The organism is Mesorhizobium sp. B2-4-3 (assembly GCF_006442815.1).
Taxonomy (GTDB): Bacteria; Pseudomonadota; Alphaproteobacteria; order Rhizobiales; family Rhizobiaceae; genus Mesorhizobium.
Genome location: NZ_VFVL01000001.1, coordinates 78,006 through 94,258 on the forward strand (window position 1 = coordinate 78,006; position 16,253 = coordinate 94,258).

Consider the following 16,253-nt stretch of genomic DNA (forward strand, 5'->3'; position numbering starts at 1 on the left):
TATGAGCTTGGATTGATAAAAAATTTTGAGAAGCACACTATTTAGCCGCCGGCGCCGCCGGCCAACTTCGAATAGAGTTCATTGGCGCGGCCAATGTGGTCAGCCATAGCGGCGCTCGCGCCCTCCGCATCGCCGCTGGCAATCGCCTTGTATATTCGTTCATGCTCCTCGACTGTGAGGCGTTCGGCGCCCTTCATGGCGACGAGATCCCGCTTGAAGCGGGAAAGCCACTCGAGCATTCCCTTGGCCACAGCGGCGATCATCGAATTGCCGCTCATCTCCGCGATGACAGCGTGAAACTCCATGTCGGCGGCTACAAATCGCGTCTGATCGCCCTTCGCCTCGCGCAAATGACGCAAGGTCTCGGCAAGCCGCTCCAGGCTCTTGGCCGTGGCGCGCCGCGTCGCGATCCTGACCAGACCGGTTTCCAGCAAGAGCCTGACTTCCTTCAATTCTTCGAGCCCGCGGGAGTTGGTCGCCAGCATCATGACCATCGCGGCAGAGACCTGGTCGACAATCACTTCGGGCGTCGGATTGATTACGCGTGCGCGCTCGCCATGCGAAATCCTGATAAGGCCCATCTGCTGCAGCGACTGCATCGCTTCGCGGATCGACGGCCGGCCCACGCCAATCATGGTCATCAGTTCCTTCTCCGACGGCAATTGCGAACCGGGCGGAAACTCCGATGTCGAGATCGCGGCCAACAGCCGGTCGAGCACCTCGACATACAACTTCTTCTTCTGGACCGGTTCCATTCGCCCCTCCGTAATCCTTCTTCGGCATATCGACAGCGAGTCGCACGGGCAAACAAGCCCTGCCGGTCAATTGACATTACATATATGATGACATAACGTCCACTTTGCGTGGAGCCACAAACCGGCGCGCAGGATGCCGGAGCGCAGCCGGAACGGAAGCCCGTTCCCGACACTCGGAAGCGAACGAGTTCCGCTATTGGCTTGCCTATTTGGTATGCTGGTATAACATGTAAATGGTATGGCATCTTTCGGAAGAGACGCTATAAGGAAATGACAGACGACCGACCGTGTTGGGCGGTTTTTTTGGGAGGAGATATCCATGAAGTTTGCAACTGTGGCGGCATTTGCCGCCGCGCTGGCGAGTGTTTCGGTTCTACCGGCAATGGCGTCGCAGGACGCACCGGTCATCGCGCTGGCCAACGCCTATTACGGCAACACCTGGCGGCATCAGATGGTTGAGGCGTTCGAAGCCTCGGCCAAGGAAGCCAAGGCCGCCGGGCAGATCGCCGACTATATCGTCATGAACGGCGATGGCTCGGTCGCACAGCAGAACAGCCAGATCGCCGAATTGATCCTCAAGAAGGTTGATGTACTCGCTGTCGATGCCGCCTCGGAGACCGCCGTCAACGGCGTGATCGAGAAGGCCTGCAAAGCCGGCATCATCGTGATCTCCTTCGATTCCGTCGCATCGGCGCCGTGCAACTACCAGCTCAATTTCGACTTCAAGGGCTACAAGGCGGCCCAGGCCGAAGCCGTGTTCAAGATGCTCGGCGGTAAGGGCAATGTCATCCAGGTGCGCGGCGTGAAGGGCTCGGCGCCCGACAACGACATGTTCAACGCGCAACAGTCGGTGCTGGCCAAGTATCCCGACATCAAGGTGGTAGCCACCGTCTACGGCCAGGCGACCGCTTCGGTGGCGCAGGCGGCCATCGCCAATGTGCTACCCTCGCTGCCGCATGTCGACGCAGTGCTCGGCCAAGGCGGCAGCGACGATGTCGGCATCGCCCAGGCCTTCGTCCAGTATGGCGGCGACTACAAGGATAAGATGCCGGTCATCGAAGGCGGCGGCGGCACCGACTTCGTCAAATGGTGGGCCGACGAGAACGCCAAGAACGGCTACCAGACGGTTTCGATGAACACCACGCCTGGCATCGGCGGCGCCGCCTTCTGGCTCGGTCTGTCGCTGCTCAAGGGCGCCAAGGCGCCCAAGCTGATGATCATGCCGGTGGCGACGGTCGATGCGAGCAATCTGAAGGATTATGCAAAGCTGCCGGGCGGGCAGATCATCAGCCCGAGCTACTCGCTGGACTGGGTCAAGCAGAACCTGCTCAGCAAATAAGGCAGGCAGTTCGGGGATCGGGCGCTGCCGCACGGCCGCGCCCGATCTTTGTCCGCGCAAAACCGGAGGACGAATGTCCCACATCGCCGTTGCCGTACAGGGCACCGCTGCCGCCCCTGCTGGACCGAGCGTCGTTTCGCTGAGCGGGATTACCAAGAGTTTTGGGCCGACGCTTGCCAATGCGGGGATCGACCTCTCCGTGCGGGCCGGCGAAGTGATCGGGCTCGTCGGCGGCAACGGTGCCGGCAAGTCGACGCTGATGCGCATTCTGTGCGGCGCGATGTGGCCGACGCTGGGCGCGATTTCCTTTGCCAGCGAAGAGGTGCCGTTCGCGGCCTACGACACCGGCGAAGCGCAGCGGCGCGGCATCCGCATGGTGCATCAGGAGCTGTCGCTGTGCGCCAACCTGTCTGTCGCCGAGAATTTCTTCCTGGAGACCCCTGGCGACTCGGCAAGCCGGCCGGGCTGGCGGGCGTTGTACCGAACCCGCGCCCGCGCCGCGCTCGACGCCGTTTTCCCGGGCAACGGCATCGACGCCGATGCCGAGGTCGGCCATCTCACGATTGCCGAACGGCAGATGGTCGAGATCGCGCGTGCCGCGGCGACGCCCGGCGTCAAGCTGATCGTGCTCGACGAGCCGACCTCTTCTCTCGACCTCGACCGCTCGAAGCAGCTCAGAGCCTTTATCCGCGGGCGGGCAAAAGCCGGACTCGCCTTCATCTTCATCAGCCACAAGCTGCAGGAGATCATCGACATCGCCACCGAAGTCGTGGTGCTGCGCAACGGCCGCATGGCATGGCAGGGCCACGCCTCGGATGCTTCGATCGGCAAGCTGGTGCAGTTGATGGGCGGCGACGCCGATCCGATCCATCAGCACAGCGTCGCCGCCGCATCCTCGCAGGACGTGCTCGTGCGGCTCTCGGGAGCGCTGACGGCGGAGCTCGGCCGCGACGTCGACATCGTGCGCGGCGAGATCGTCGGGCTGGCCGGGCTCGAGGGCAGCGGGCAGAAGGAGCTGCTGCACGCGATCTTCAAGCCCGACCGAAAGCAGCAGGCGACTGTCGCCAGGCATGCCGATGCGGGCTTCATCGCCGGCGACCGGCAGAAGGAAGGCGTGTTCCCGCTGTGGAGCGTGCTCGGCAACATCAGCATCGGCGCGCTTGCCCGCCGATCGGCGCTGGGTGTCGTTTCCGAGCACGCCAACAGCGACACGGCGAAAGGCGCCGCCAGCAAGCTGCGGCTCGACGACAAGCGCTTCCCGTCCAACATCACCGAACTCAGCGGCGGCAACCAGCAGAAGGCGCTGGTGGCACGGGCGCTGGTCGCTGACACGCCGATCATCCTGCTCGACGATCCTACCCGCGGCGTCGACATAGCCACCAAACAGGATTTCTACCGGCTCTGCAACGAAATCGCGCGTGGCGGCCGGGCGCTGATCTGGCATACGACCGAGGACGCGGAACTGCTTGCCTGCGACCGCGTGTTGGTCTTTTCCGGGGGCCATATCGTCAACGAGCTGGCGGGCGGGGCTATTACCGAGCAAGCCATCGTCGGCGCCTCCTTCGCGCAACCGGCGGTCAGCCAATCCAATGCCGACAGCGAGCGGACCGCCATGGCGGGACTCGGGCGCAAACTGGTCAATGCCGCGCCGTTCATCGGGCTTGCCGCCGTGCTTGCCATCATGATCGCGATCAATCCAGCGGTGGCCTCGACTTTCGGGCTCGACCTTCTACTGATGCCGGCGCTGTCGCTGGTGCTGGTGACGGCGGCGCAGATGTTCATCGTCGGGGGCAGCGAGATCGACCTCGGTGTCGGCGCCTTCGCCGGGCTGGTCAGCGTGATCAGCGCCACGCTGCTCTACGACCAGCCATGGCTCGGCGCGCTGGCGCTGGTGGCGGCGCTCGCCGCCTATGCGGGGCTTGGCGGCGTCATCCAGGCGCGTAAGATCCCGGCCATCGTCGTCACGCTGGGCGCGTCCTTCATCTGGGTCGGTATCGGCTACGCGCTGCAGCCGACGCCCGGCGGCGCCAGCCCGGACTGGCTGACCACCCTGTTCGGCTGGTCGATCGGCTTTATGCCGACGTCGATCATCATGATCGCGGCCGTGGCGCTGATCGTGCTCGTCATCGACCGGTTGCCGCTCGGTGTGGTGCTGCGTGGCTTCGGTAACAACCCGGCTGCGATGATCCGATCAGGATGGTCGCCGACGCGCTATGCGCTGGTGCGCTATCTCATCGCCGGCCTGTTCGCGGGCGCTGCCGGCCTGTCGCTGACGGCCATCAACACTGCGAGCGACATCAACTCCGGCAATTCCTTCACGCTGCTCAGCGTCGCCGCGGTGGTGATGGGCGGCTGCTCGCTGCTCGGCGGCATCATTTCGCCGGTCGGCGCCGTCGCCGGCGCGGTGACGCTGTCGCTGATCGGCGCGCTTCTGGGCACGCTCAGCGTCAGCAGCGACTACAACGCCGCCACGCAAGGGTTGATCCTGATCGCGCTGCTCACCTTGCGCAGCCTGACCGCCGATCGCAGGAGCGAGTCATGAACGCATTTGCCAGCTTCGGCCTCTGGGCGCAGCGCAACCGCTGGATCTGGGCCGCGATCGGCGTGCTGATCCTCTGGCTGATACTCTCCGTCGTGACAAACCGGTTCAGCCTCTCCAGCCTGTCCGGCGTCATCCTCTCGGCATCGTTCCTGACGGTCGTCGGCATTGGCCAGATGTTCGTGGTGACCACCGGGCGCGGCAACATCGACCTCTCCGTTGCTTCGGTGATCACGCTGAGTGCCTTCGTCGCCCTGCTGACCATCAAGGGACAGGATGCCAACCTCGCCATCGGCATCTTCGCCGCCGTGCTGCTCGGCCTTGCCGTCGGCGCGCTCAATTCGCTGCTCGTCGTCGGGCTCGGCATTCCGGCGATCATCGCGACGCTGGCGACCGGCTATGTGTTGGCGACCGCAACGTTGCTGTCAAACAAAGCGATCCCGGGTTTCGCGGTCAGCCCGGCGCTGAAGGAACTGGCGACAGGCCGTATTTCCGGCGTGCCGATCATGGCCGCCATCGCCATTCTCGGCGTCGCCGCAACCTCCTTCGTTTTGCGCTACACGGTGTTCGGGCAACTGCTGTCAGCGGTCGGCCAGAACCGCGCCGCGGCCCGGCTCGCGGGCATCCGCAACGGTCCGGTGGTCGCATCGGCCTTCATCATCTCCTCGGTGCTGGCCTCGCTCGACGGTCTGCTGCTCGGCGCCTATATCGGCGGCGCCTTCCTGGAGATGGGCCAGCCCTATCTCTTGCAGTCCATCGCCGCGGTGGTGCTCGGCGGAACGCTGATCTTCGGCGGATCGGCGACGGCTTTAGGGACGCTCTTCGCCAGCATCCTGCTCATCCTCATCGTCACCACCATGCAGATCATCGGTCTGCCTCCGGGCGCACAGGACATCGTGCAAGGCATCGTTGTCATCTTCGTGCTTGCGCTGGCCGGGCGCCAGGCAATGGCGCGGCGCACGTCCGCCGACCTCGCGGACGGCGACAAGGACTCGGAGGCGACGACGAAAGTGCCGGCGGCGACGGTCCAGCCGAGATGACGGGCAAATCATAGACGATTCCTCTTGCCAAACTCTGGTAGAGTGATCATACCAGTATGCAAGATGACGATTGGCACGGCCCGTCGTCTGAACATCAGGAGCAGATTGATGACAACGATTGCGCTATTGGGTGCCGGCGGCAAAATGGGCTACCGCCTGTCGACCAATTTTCGCGGCTCGCCCTACACCATCCGCCATGTCGAGATCAGCGAAGCGGGCAAGGAGCGCCTAAAGACCGGGCTCGGCATCGACACGATGAGCGTCGACGAGGCGCTCGAGGGCGCCGAGGTGGTGATCCTGGCCGTTCCCGACACGCATATCGGCAAGGTGGCGGCCGGCATCGAGAGCAAGCTCGCGGCCGGCACGATGGTGATCGTGCTCGACGCGGCGGCGCCTTTTGCCGGCCACCTGCCGAAGCGTCCGGATCTCACCTATTTCGTCACCCATCCCTGCCATCCGCCGATCTTCAATGACGAAACCGATATGGCGGCCAAAAAGGACTTCTTCGGCGGCGTCAAGGCGAAGCAACACTTCGTCAGCGCCCTGATGCAGGGTCCGGAGCAGGACTATGCCAAGGGCGAGGAGATCGCTCGGATCATCTGGGCGCCGGTGATGCGCTCGCATCGCGTGACCGTTGAGCAAATGGCGCTACTGGAGCCTGGTCTGTCGGAGACGGTTTGTGCTTCGCTGCTCGTCGTCATGAAAGAAGCCGTCGACGAGGTGGTGGCGCGCGGCGTCGACAGGCAGGCGGCGCTCGACTTCCTGCTTGGCCACATGAACGTGCTCGGCGCCGTCATCTTCGGTGAAACCAAGGGTGTGTTCTCGGACGCCTGCAACAAGGCTATCGAATTCGGCAAGCCGGTGCTCATGCGCGACGACTGGAAGCGGGTCTTCGAACCGGAAGAGATCGCAGCCAGCATCCAGCGCATAACCTGACGCGAAGTCGTGAGTTAGGTACATATCACCTGAATTAGTGGTTGACTCATCATACCAGTTAGCTTTAGCTGCCCTGGCTTCGGATTTTTGGGAAATCCGACCATGGAGGAGTGACGGACGGCGGGGGAGCGACGAGACAAGGCTCGGACACAAAGCCGGCAAAGGCTTTCAAAATCCGAACGACGCGATCTGCACCGCCTTACGAATTCAGACAAATGGCCTCGGCCGTCCGGGGCAGGTTTTTAACGGGAGGACTTCATGAAACTCACTCGCAGAATGACGCTTGCGGCTTTCGCCGGCGTGCTCGCACTCGGCACCGCGATGCCTGCCTACGCGGCGGACCTGATCGCCATCATCACGCCTTCGCACGACAATCCGTTCTTCAAGGCGGAAGCGGTGGGCGCCGAAGCCAAGGCCAAGGAACTCGGCTACGACACGCTGGTGCTGGTGCATGACGACGATGCCAACAAGCAGTCCGAACTGATCGACACGGCGATCGGCCGAGGCGCCAAGGCGATCATCCTCGACAATGCCGGCGCCGACGCCACCGTCGCTGCCGTGCAGAAGGCCAAGGACGCCGGCGTCCCCTCGTTCCTCATCGATCGCGAGATCAACGCCACCGGCGTCGCCGTGGCGCAGATCGTTTCCAACAACTACCAGGGCGCCCAGCTGGGCGCGCAGGAATTCGTCAAGCTGATGGGCGAGAAAGGCAATTATGTCGAGCTGGTCGGCAAGGAGTCCGACACCAATGCCGGCATCCGCTCCAAGGGCTATCACGACGTGATCGACGACTATCCGGACCTGAAGAAGGTCGCGCAGCAGTCGGCCAACTGGAGCCAGACCGAGGCCTATTCCAAGATGGAGTCCATCCTGCAGGCCAACCCCGACATCAAGGGCGTGATCTCCGGCAACGACACGATGGCAATGGGCGCCTATGCGGCGCTGGCCGCGGCCGGCCGCAAGGATGTCATCGTCGTCGGCTTTGACGGCTCGAATGACGTGCGCGACTCCATCACCTCCGGCGGCATCAAAGCGACCGTGCTGCAGCCGGCCTACGCCCAGGCGCAGATGGCCGTCGAGCAGGCCAACGACTTCATCAAGAACAAGAAGTCGCCCGAGAAGGAAAAGCAGCTCATGGACTGCGTTCTGATCAACGGCGACAATGCTCCCAAGCTGGAGACCTTCGCGCTCAAGAACTGAGCCGGCAAGGGTGCAACAGCGAGGGGCGAACCCGGGTTCGTCCCTCGCCTCCATTTCACGATCCGGGTGCTTATTGACCGCCATGCCGAACAAGTTGACCTGGCCGACCATTGGGCTGACCCTTGCCGCACTTGCCGGCATTGGCCTCAGCGCCTGCAAGATCCTGCCAACGCAGTCGGCACAGGAAGAGAGCAAGGCGCCCACCTTCAATCCCGACAGGATGGTCGAGGATATCTGGGCCTCGAAGGTCATCCCCTATCTGCAGCAGAAGGCAGGGCCGTTCGCCGAAGTGCACGCGCTCGCGAAAACCGATCAGGCGGCCGCCGGCGCCAAATACGGCAATCCCAAGAAGCAGGCGAATTCGCCGTGGACCTTCGTGGTGCGTTTCGAAGGCAAGATCGTCGCAGCCAACACCCAATCGCGCGCGGCGACCATCGATGTCGACGTCGATGGCGACGGCAAGGCGGATGCGCGCGTGCAGATCGGGCCGGCGATGCGCGGCACCGCCATTCGCGACAGCCTCGATTTCGTGCAGTTCAACGACTTCACCAACCAGATCGACTTCGCCCAGTTCGGCAAGGCCTTCAACGGCTATGCCGACAAGACGGTGCTGTCCAAGCTGGCGCGCGACGGGCTGGAAGGCCGCACCGCGAAGGTGCTCGGCGCCTACACGATCGAAGGCGGCCTGGACCTGCCGCTGGTGACGCCGGCGGAGGCCGAGATCGGACCGAAGCCATGAGCCCTTCGCCCGGTCACGACGTCATCCTCAAGCTGGAAGACATCTCCAAAGTCTATGCCGGCACCGTGGCGGTCAAGCACGCCAATTTCGAGGTGCGCAAAGGCGCGGTCAACGTGCTGGTCGGCGAGAACGGCGCCGGCAAGTCGACGCTGATGAAGATCATCGCCGGCGTCGAGCGACCGACCGCCGGCCGCATCCTGCTCGACGGCAACGAGGTTTCGTTCTCGTCCTCGGGAGAGGCCGTCAGCCGCGGCATCGGGATGGTGTTCCAGGAGTTGAACCTGTTCGGCAATCTCTCCGTCGCCGAAAACATCTTCGCCACGCGCGAACTCATCAACGCCTTTCGCAAGATCGACCACAAGGGACAGGAGCGGCGCGCCGCCGAGTTTCTCGAACAGCTCGAGGCCGGCATCCGGCCGGACATGCTGGTCGAGGACCTGCGCATCGGCCAGCAGCAGCTGGTCGAGATCGCCAAGGCGGTCTCGCTCGACGCGCGCATCCTGATCATGGACGAGCCGACCTCGGCGCTGAGCGCGGCCGAGGTCGAGATCCTGTTCAAGGTGATCGCCGACCTCAAGGCGCGCGGCGTCGCCATCGTCTACATCTCGCATCGCCTCGAGGAGCTGATCCGCATCGGCGACTACATCACGGTGCTGCGTGACGGCCGCATCACCGGCCAGGAGGAGATGAAAAACGTCGACACGCAATGGATCGTGCGGCAGATGATCGGCTCGGACGCCAAGGATTTCGCCAAGGCCGACGGCCATCAGCCGGGCGGGGAGGTGTTCCGCGCCGAGGAGATCTGCCTGCCGCGCGTTACCGGCGGACTGGCGGTCGACCATGTCTCACTGTCGCTGCGCGCCGGCGAGATCCTCGGCATCTACGGATTGATGGGCGCCGGGCGCAGCGAGCTGTTCGACTGCATCATGGGCCGCCACGGCCAGGCGAGCGGCAGGATCTTCATCGACGGCAAGCCGGTGAAGGAGCGCGACACGGCGCGGCGCATCCAGCGCGGCCTGGCGCTCATCCCCGAAGACCGGCAGCGCGAAGGCATGGTCTCGATCCTCTCGGTCGCCAGCAACCTGACGTTGGCCAGCCTGTCGCGCTTCGTCAGCCTGTTCCACATCCGCGGCGGTGCCGAGCGCCAGGCCGTCGCACAGATGGTGCGGGAGCTCTCGATCAAGGTCGCCGACCCGGCGCAGGAGGTTTCCTCGCTATCGGGTGGCAACCAGCAGAAGGTGGTGATCGGCAAGGCGCTGCTCACCGGACCGAAGGTACTGTTGATGGATGAGCCCAGCCGCGGCATCGATGTCGGCGCCAAGGCGGACGTGTTCCGCACCATGCGCAAATTGTCCCGCGATGGACTCGGCATCCTCTTCGCCACCTCCGACCTCGACGAGGTGATGGCACTGTCCGACCGCATCGCGGTGATGAGCAACGGCAAGCTGACAGGCATGTTCGATCGCGCCGAGGCGACGGAGGCGGCGATCGTCGCCGCATCGGCGCTTGGTCATGGACCCGCCCCGCACACGGAGACCAACGCCCGATGACTGACATTCCAGGCAAGGCGACGGCGTCCGCCGCTTCCAGCGGCTCGCTGCTCCTGACCCTGATGAAGCTGAGGACCTTCATCGCGCTGATCGTGGTACTGGTGTTCTTCTCGATCGCGGCGCCGAACTTCCTGTCGGCCGCCAACATGATCCTGATGGCCAAGCATGTGGCGCTCAACGCCTTCCTCGCCATGGGCATGACCTTCGTCATCATCACCGGCGGCATCGACCTTTCGGTCGGCTCGATCGTCGGCCTGTGCGGCATGGTCGCCGGCTACCTGGTGCTCAACGGCATCGACCTGCAAATCGGCTATACCGTCTATTTTAACGTCGTCGAGATCGCGTTGATCACGCTTTTGGTCGGCATAGCGATCGGCGCTATCAACGGATTGCTGATCACCCGGCTCAACGTCGCGCCCTTCATTGCTACACTTGGCGTGCTCTACGTCTCGCGCGGCCTGGCGCTGTTGTCGTCCGACGGCCGAACCTTCCCCAACCTCGTCGGCAAGCCGGAGCTTGGCACCACAGGCTTCGGCTATCTCGGCGCCGGCAAGATGCTTGGATTGCCGGTTTCGATCTGGATCCTGGTGGTGGTGGCGCTGGGTGCTGCCTATCTCGCGCGCTACACGCCGCTCGGCCGCCACATCTTCGCCGTCGGCGGCAACGAACGCGCGGCGCGGATTTCGGGCGTGCGGGTCAACATGGTCAAGATGTTCGTCTACATGTTCTCCGGTTTCTGCGCGGCGATCGTCGGCCTCATCATCTCGTCGGAGCTGATGGCCTCGCATCCTGCGACGGGAGAGAGCTTCGAGCTCAATGCGATTGCGGCCGCGGTGCTCGGCGGCACCTCGATGTCGGGCGGACGCGGCACGATCGGCGGCACCATAGTCGGCGCCTTCGTGATCGGTATTCTTTCCGACGGGTTGGTGATGATGGGCGTGAGCTCGTTCTGGCAGATGGTGATCAAGGGCCTCGTCATCATCGTCGCCGTCGTCGTCGACCAGGCGCAGCGCCGGCTGCAGAGCCGCGTGACGCTGAAGCAGATGGCGAAGGTGGGCTGATCATGGCGACCTTGCGTGGAGCGCTGATCGGCTGCGGCTTCTTCGCCGTCAACCAGATGCATGGCTGGCGCGATATCGACGGCGCCTCGATCGTGGCTATCTGCGACCGCGACCCGGAGCGACTGAGAATCCTCGGCGATCAGTTCGGCATCGCGAAGCGCTACAGCGATGCGACCGCGCTGTTTGCCAATGAGACGCTCGACTTCGTCGACATCGCGACCACCGTCAGCAGCCATCGGCCGCTGGTCGAGATGGCGGCCAGTAACCGCGTCCCCGTCATCTGCCAAAAGCCGTTCGCGCCGACGCTGGCCGACGCCAAGGCCATGGTGAACGCCTGCGCCGACGCGGACGTGCCGCTGATGGTGCACGAAAATTTCCGCTGGCAGTCGCCGATCCAGGCGGTACGCGCTGTGCTCGACAGCGGCGAGATCGGCACGCCGTTCTTCGGACGCATCTCGTTCCGCTCGGCCTATGACGTGTTTTCCGGACAGCCCTATCTAGCGACAGGCAAGCGCTTCATCATCGAGGATCTCGGCATCCACATCCTCGACATCGCTCGCTTCCTGCTCGGCGATGTGTCGAGCCTCATCGCGCGCACCACGCGCGTCAATCCGGCCATCGCCGGCGAGGACGTGGCGACGATGTTGATGGACCACGAGAATGGCGCAACCTCGGTGGTCGATTGCAGCTACGCGACGAAGCTTGCCACCGAACCGTTCCCCGAGACGCTGATCGAGCTCGACGGCTCGGACGGCACGATCCGGCTGGCGCAGGGCTACAAGCTCACCGTCACCGGCAGGAGCGGCACTAGCGTCACCGATGTCTCGCCGCCGCTGCTCACCTGGGCGTCGCGGCCGTGGCACAATATCCAGGAGAGCGTCGTCGCGATCCAGAAGCACTGGGTGGACTGCCTTGCCGATGGCAAGGAACCCGCCACCTCCGGCGCCGACAACCTCAAGACATTCGCGCTGGTCGAGGCTGCCTATGCCGGTGCGGCCAGCCGGCAACCGGTGCGCATCGACGAGTTGCTCAAATGACCGCGGATCCCTTCCTCCTCTACGGCACACGCGCGGTTGAAGCCGAACCGGTCCGGCTCCGTGCCGGCCCGCTCAGCGCCGATTTCGTCAACGGCAATCTGCGCAGCATCCGTCATGGCGGTATCGAGGTGCTGCGCGCCATCGCCTATATCGTGCGCGACCGCGACTGGGGCACCTATGAGCCGGTACTAGCGGATCTGGAGATCGAACAAGCCGACGATCGTTTCTCCGTGCGCTATTCGGCAAGCTGCGAAGCTCCTGGCGGTAGCCGGCTCGGCTTCCGCGCCACGATCGAAGGCCACGCCGACGGCCGTCTCAGCTTCGATGTGGGTGCGCTGCCCGAGAACGATTTCGAGACCAACCGCTGCGGCTTCTGCATCTTGCATCCAATCGCCGGCCTCGCCGGCAGCCCGGTCAAGGTCGAGCACACCGACGGCACCATCGTGGACACCAAGCTGCCGCTGCTGATCGACCCCTGGCAGCCGTTCAAGGATATGCGCGCCATCACCCATAACGTGCGGCCGGGCGTCAGCGCCGAATGCCGGATGGAAGGCGACGTCTTCGAGATGGAGGACCAGCGCAACTGGTCGGATGCTTCCTACAAGACCTACGTGCGGCCGCTCGCTCTGCCATGGCCCTATGTGCTGCCGGCCGGCCAGCCGATGCGCCAGACGATCAGCCTGCGCATCACCGGCGGCTCCAAGGAGACTGCCGCAGCAACCGGCGCCGAGCCGGTCCGCATCGAACCCGGCGAGACCGGAGCGAAGCTGCCTGATGTCGGTGTGGTCATCTATCCGGAAGATGTCGAGGCGGCGTTGGACAAACTGCCGCTGCTCAAGAGGCTTGGCCCACAGCAGCTTCTCCTCCATTACGATCCGACACGCGGCCACGGCCTGGACGCCTTGCAGGCTCATGCCAGGCTTATCGCCGCATACCCGGCCGCGACAACGCTCGAGTGCGTGGTCGCCTGCGCCGGCGGTCTTGACGCGGAACTCTCCGGTGTCGCCGAGATGGTGCGCAGAGCGGGCCTGCGGCTCGATGCCATCGCGGTCTCGCCTTCGGTCGACCGCCAGTCGACGCCGCCGGGCAGCACCTGGCCAGACTGCCCGCCGCTCGAGGACGTCTACGCCGCCGCCCGCCGCGCCTTTCCGGACCTCCGTCTAGGCGGCGGCATGTTCAGCTATTTCACCGAGCTTAACCGCAAACGCGTTCCCGCCGGCGCGCTCGATTTCATCACCCATTGCACCTGCCCGATCGTGCATGCGGCGGACGACCTCAGCGTCATGCAATCGCTGGAGGCATTGCCTTTCATCACAGGGTCGACAAGGGCGATCTACGGCGCGAAGCCTTATCGTATCGGACCCTCGACGATCCCCATGCGGCAGAACCCTTATGGCGGCGCGACCAAGGACAATTCAGGCGGCCAGCGCATAGCCATGGCCAATCGCGATCCGCGCCATGCCGGCTTGTTCGCCGCCGCGTGGACGATCGGCTACGCCGCGCGCGTGGTGCCGGCCGGCCTGGAGATGCTGACGCTCTCGAGCTTCACAGGATCGTTTGGTCTGCTTGCGGCCGCGGGCGAACCCGCCGAAGAAGGAACGCCGCGGCCGATCTTCCATGCGGTGCAAGGCCTGGCCGCACTGGCGGGCCACACTCATGTCGCTGTGCGTCTCAGCGACGATCGCGTGGCCGCGTTGGCGGGCCACTCGCCGGCCGGCCTGACCACAGCCTGGTTGGCAAACATCACGTCGGATGATGTACCCGTCGACATCTCGGCGCTGGTTCGCGGAGCGCCAGCCCAAGTTACGATCTGGGACGGAGCGGAAGCGCGCAGGTTCGGCCCAGGCACAGTTCCGGGGCACCTCGCAATGCCCGCCTACGCCATAGCCAGGGTCGGCTGAGGCTACTTCTCGGAGTTCATCACATAGAGGGCGCGCGAACGTTCGAGGTGTTTGATCATCGCCTTCTCGGCGCCTTCAGCGTCCTTCTTCTCAATACTGCCGACGATCTCTTCATGCTCGGTCAGCGTGAACTTTTCCTTGCCGGTCCAGATCAGCATCTCGGTATGGTATTCCTTCAGCCAGCCGAGCATCGCCTCGCTGACGGCGACATAGATAGGATTGCCGGAGATCGCCGCGATCTGGGTGTGAAAGCGCATGTCGGCGGAGATGAAGGCCTCGGCATCGCCGCGCGCGCCGCGCTGTTCGGCGACGGTCGCCCTCAGCCGCTGCACATCCTCGGGCGTCGCCTTCTCTGCCGCTTCCTTGACCATGCCGCGCTCGAAGAAGATGCGCGCGCTCTTCAAATGCTCCAGCGTGTCTTTCGACGACGACAGGATGATCTTGGCCGCGCCGTCGACCTGCTTGATGATCGACTTGGCGGTGAGCTGCAGCACCTTGGCGCGTTCGCCATGCGAGATGGCAACCAGGCCCATATTGCTCAGCGCCTGCATCGCCTCGCGGATCGCCGGCCGGCCGACCTCGAAGCGCTCCATCAGCTCACGCTCGGACGGCATGTCGTCGCCCGGCTGCAATTCACCGCTGGTGATCAGCCGCTTCAGCCTGACGAAGACTTCATCGGAAAGCTTGCGCCGGACGATCGGTTCCGAACGGTTCATCGCCGCGAATCACTCCCTTGGCCCTGGTTCAATCTAGCACCGCGACCGCAATTTCCCGAATGCCCGTCGTCCTTGCGCATGGCGCGCCGCAGGGCAGGATAGTGCTTGCAATGCTCATGTACTCATTATACCAGATTTCAGGCGCAGGGAATTCTTTTCCTGCGTTTTCGACTGGGTATTGCCGGCCATGATCACCCTCACTTATCGCATCGAAACCTCGGGGAGCATCGAGGGACTGGCGGCTAAGATCGCCAGCGACCAGTCGACCGGCACCTTCGTCGCGTTGCCGGGTGAAACCGAGGAGTTGAAGGCGCGCGTGGCGGCGCGCGTGCTGGCGATCCGGCATCTGCCGGACGCGGCGCAACCTTCCATTCCCGAGGCCGGCAGCGGTCCCTTCAAGCGTGCCGATGTCGACATCGCCTTTCCCTTCGACGCCATCGGCACCGATCTCGCGGCGCTGATGACGATTGCGGTCGGCGGCACCTATTCGATCAGGGGCCTGTCCGGTATCCGAGTCATCGACATGAAGCTGCCGGAGGAATTCAGGGGCGCTCATCCGGGTCCGCAATTCGGCGTCGCCGGCAGCCGCAGGCTGACCGGCGTCGAAAGCCGGCCGATCATCGGCACCATCGTCAAGCCGGCGCTCGGTTTGAGGCCGCATGAGACGGCTGAAATGGTGGGCGAGCTGATCGGGGCCGGTGTCGACTTCATCAAGGATGACGAGAAGCTGATGAGCCCGGCCTATTCGCCGCTGTCGGAGCGGGTGAAGGCGATCATGCCGCTGATCCACGACCATGAGCAAAGGATCGGCAAGAAGGTGATGTACGCCTTCGGCATCTCGCATGCCGATCCGGACGAAATGATGCGCAACCACGACATGGTGCTCGAGGCGGGCGGCAATTGCGCCGTCATTAACATCAACTCCATCGGTTTTGGCGGCATGGCTTTCCTGCGCAAACGCTGCGGACTGGTGCTGCATGCGCATCGCAATGGTTGGGACATCCTGACCCGCCACCCCGGCCTTGGTATGGATTTCAAGGTCTGGCAGCAGTTCTGGCGACTGCTTGGCGTCGACCAGTTCCAGATCAATGGTATCGCGTCCAAGTACTGGGAGCCGGATGACTCCTTCGTCCGCTCTTTCGAGGCGGTGGCGACGCCGATGTTTTCGCCTGAGGATTGCGCGCTGCCCGTGGCCTGCTCCGGCCAATGGGGTGGACAGGCGCCGGAAACCTATCGACGTACAGGACGCACGATTGACCTGCTTTACCTCTGCGGCGGCGGCATTGTCAGCCATCCGGACGGACCGGGAGCCGGCGTGCGCGCCGTGCTGCAGGCCTGGCAGGCAGCGGTCGAGGGTATTCCGCTGACGGAATTTGCCAAAGCCCATGTGGAACTGGCGCGCTCGATCGAGAAATTCGCCGACGGCAAGGCGGCCTGAGC

The 16,253-nt window shown here is 64.0% G+C and carries 13 protein-coding genes; 11 read left to right on the plus strand and 2 right to left on the minus strand.

The annotated features are described in order from the left end of the window. Positions 1–41 precede the first annotated feature (41 nt). On the minus strand, positions 42–755 hold the full coding sequence (gene nanR, locus FJ956_RS00410; protein ID WP_140677697.1) for a transcriptional regulator NanR: 714 nt from the start codon (positions 753–755) through the stop codon (positions 42–44). 319 nt (positions 756–1,074) lie between these two features. Here nanR and FJ956_RS00415 point away from each other — a divergent pair, with 319 nt between their 5' ends. The 10 genes from FJ956_RS00415 (at position 1,075) to FJ956_RS00460 (ending at position 14,097) form a co-directional block, all read left to right on the plus strand. Continuing rightward, positions 1,075–2,094 carry an ABC transporter substrate-binding protein gene (locus FJ956_RS00415; protein WP_140677699.1) on the plus strand — a complete coding sequence of 340 codons (1,020 nt, stop codon included), beginning with the start codon at positions 1,075–1,077 and terminating at the stop codon, positions 2,092–2,094. A gap of 73 nt (positions 2,095–2,167) precedes the next feature. Next, a complete protein-coding gene (locus tag FJ956_RS00420; protein WP_140677701.1) occupies positions 2,168–4,636 on the plus strand; it encodes an ATP-binding cassette domain-containing protein in 2,469 nt (822 codons plus the stop codon). Then, on the plus strand, positions 4,633–5,673 hold the full coding sequence (locus FJ956_RS00425) for an ABC transporter permease (protein WP_140677703.1): 1,041 nt from the start codon (positions 4,633–4,635) through the stop codon (positions 5,671–5,673). Before FJ956_RS00420 ends, FJ956_RS00425 begins: the two co-directional genes overlap by 4 nt. 108 nt (positions 5,674–5,781) lie before the next feature. Further along, on the plus strand, positions 5,782–6,609 hold the full coding sequence (locus FJ956_RS00430) for a phosphogluconate dehydrogenase C-terminal domain-containing protein (protein WP_140677707.1): 828 nt from the start codon (positions 5,782–5,784) through the stop codon (positions 6,607–6,609). A gap of 258 nt (positions 6,610–6,867) precedes the next feature. Continuing rightward, positions 6,868–7,809 carry a D-ribose ABC transporter substrate-binding protein gene (locus FJ956_RS00435; protein WP_140677709.1) on the plus strand — a complete coding sequence of 314 codons (942 nt, stop codon included), beginning with the start codon at positions 6,868–6,870 and terminating at the stop codon, positions 7,807–7,809. A gap of 82 nt (positions 7,810–7,891) precedes the next feature. Next, positions 7,892–8,548 (plus strand): DUF2291 family protein, encoded by a 657-nt coding sequence (locus FJ956_RS00440; protein ID WP_140677711.1) that lies wholly within the window; start codon positions 7,892–7,894, stop codon positions 8,546–8,548. Then, complete coding sequence (locus tag FJ956_RS00445; protein WP_140677713.1) at positions 8,545–10,098, plus strand: sugar ABC transporter ATP-binding protein; 1,554 nt, start codon at positions 8,545–8,547, stop codon at positions 10,096–10,098. The genes FJ956_RS00440 and FJ956_RS00445 overlap by 4 nt, the downstream gene beginning before the upstream one ends. Next, positions 10,095–11,159, plus strand: a complete 1,065-nt coding sequence (locus FJ956_RS00450) for an ABC transporter permease (protein WP_140677715.1) — start codon at positions 10,095–10,097, stop codon at positions 11,157–11,159. Before FJ956_RS00445 ends, FJ956_RS00450 begins: the two co-directional genes overlap by 4 nt. A gap of 2 nt (positions 11,160–11,161) precedes the next feature. Next, positions 11,162–12,196 carry a Gfo/Idh/MocA family oxidoreductase gene (locus FJ956_RS00455; protein WP_140677718.1) on the plus strand — a complete coding sequence of 345 codons (1,035 nt, stop codon included), beginning with the start codon at positions 11,162–11,164 and terminating at the stop codon, positions 12,194–12,196. Then, positions 12,193–14,097: a hypothetical protein gene (locus FJ956_RS00460; protein WP_140677722.1), complete on the plus strand. Its 1,905-nt coding sequence runs from the start codon at positions 12,193–12,195 to the stop codon at positions 14,095–14,097. Before FJ956_RS00455 ends, FJ956_RS00460 begins: the two co-directional genes overlap by 4 nt. 2 nt (positions 14,098–14,099) lie before the next feature. Here the strand turns inward: FJ956_RS00460 and FJ956_RS00465 are convergent, their stop codons facing one another. Next, positions 14,100–14,813 carry a transcriptional regulator NanR gene (locus tag FJ956_RS00465; RefSeq protein ID WP_140677724.1) on the minus strand — a complete coding sequence of 238 codons (714 nt, stop codon included), beginning with the start codon at positions 14,811–14,813 and terminating at the stop codon, positions 14,100–14,102. 187 nt (positions 14,814–15,000) lie between these two features. On the opposite strand from FJ956_RS00465, the gene oiaX reads away from it, so the two are divergent. Further along, entirely contained in the window at positions 15,001–16,251 is a 1,251-nt protein-coding gene (oiaX, locus tag FJ956_RS00470; RefSeq protein WP_140677726.1) for a 3-oxo-isoapionate-4-phosphate decarboxylase OiaX, read from the plus strand. Positions 16,252–16,253: the final 2 nt, after the last annotated feature.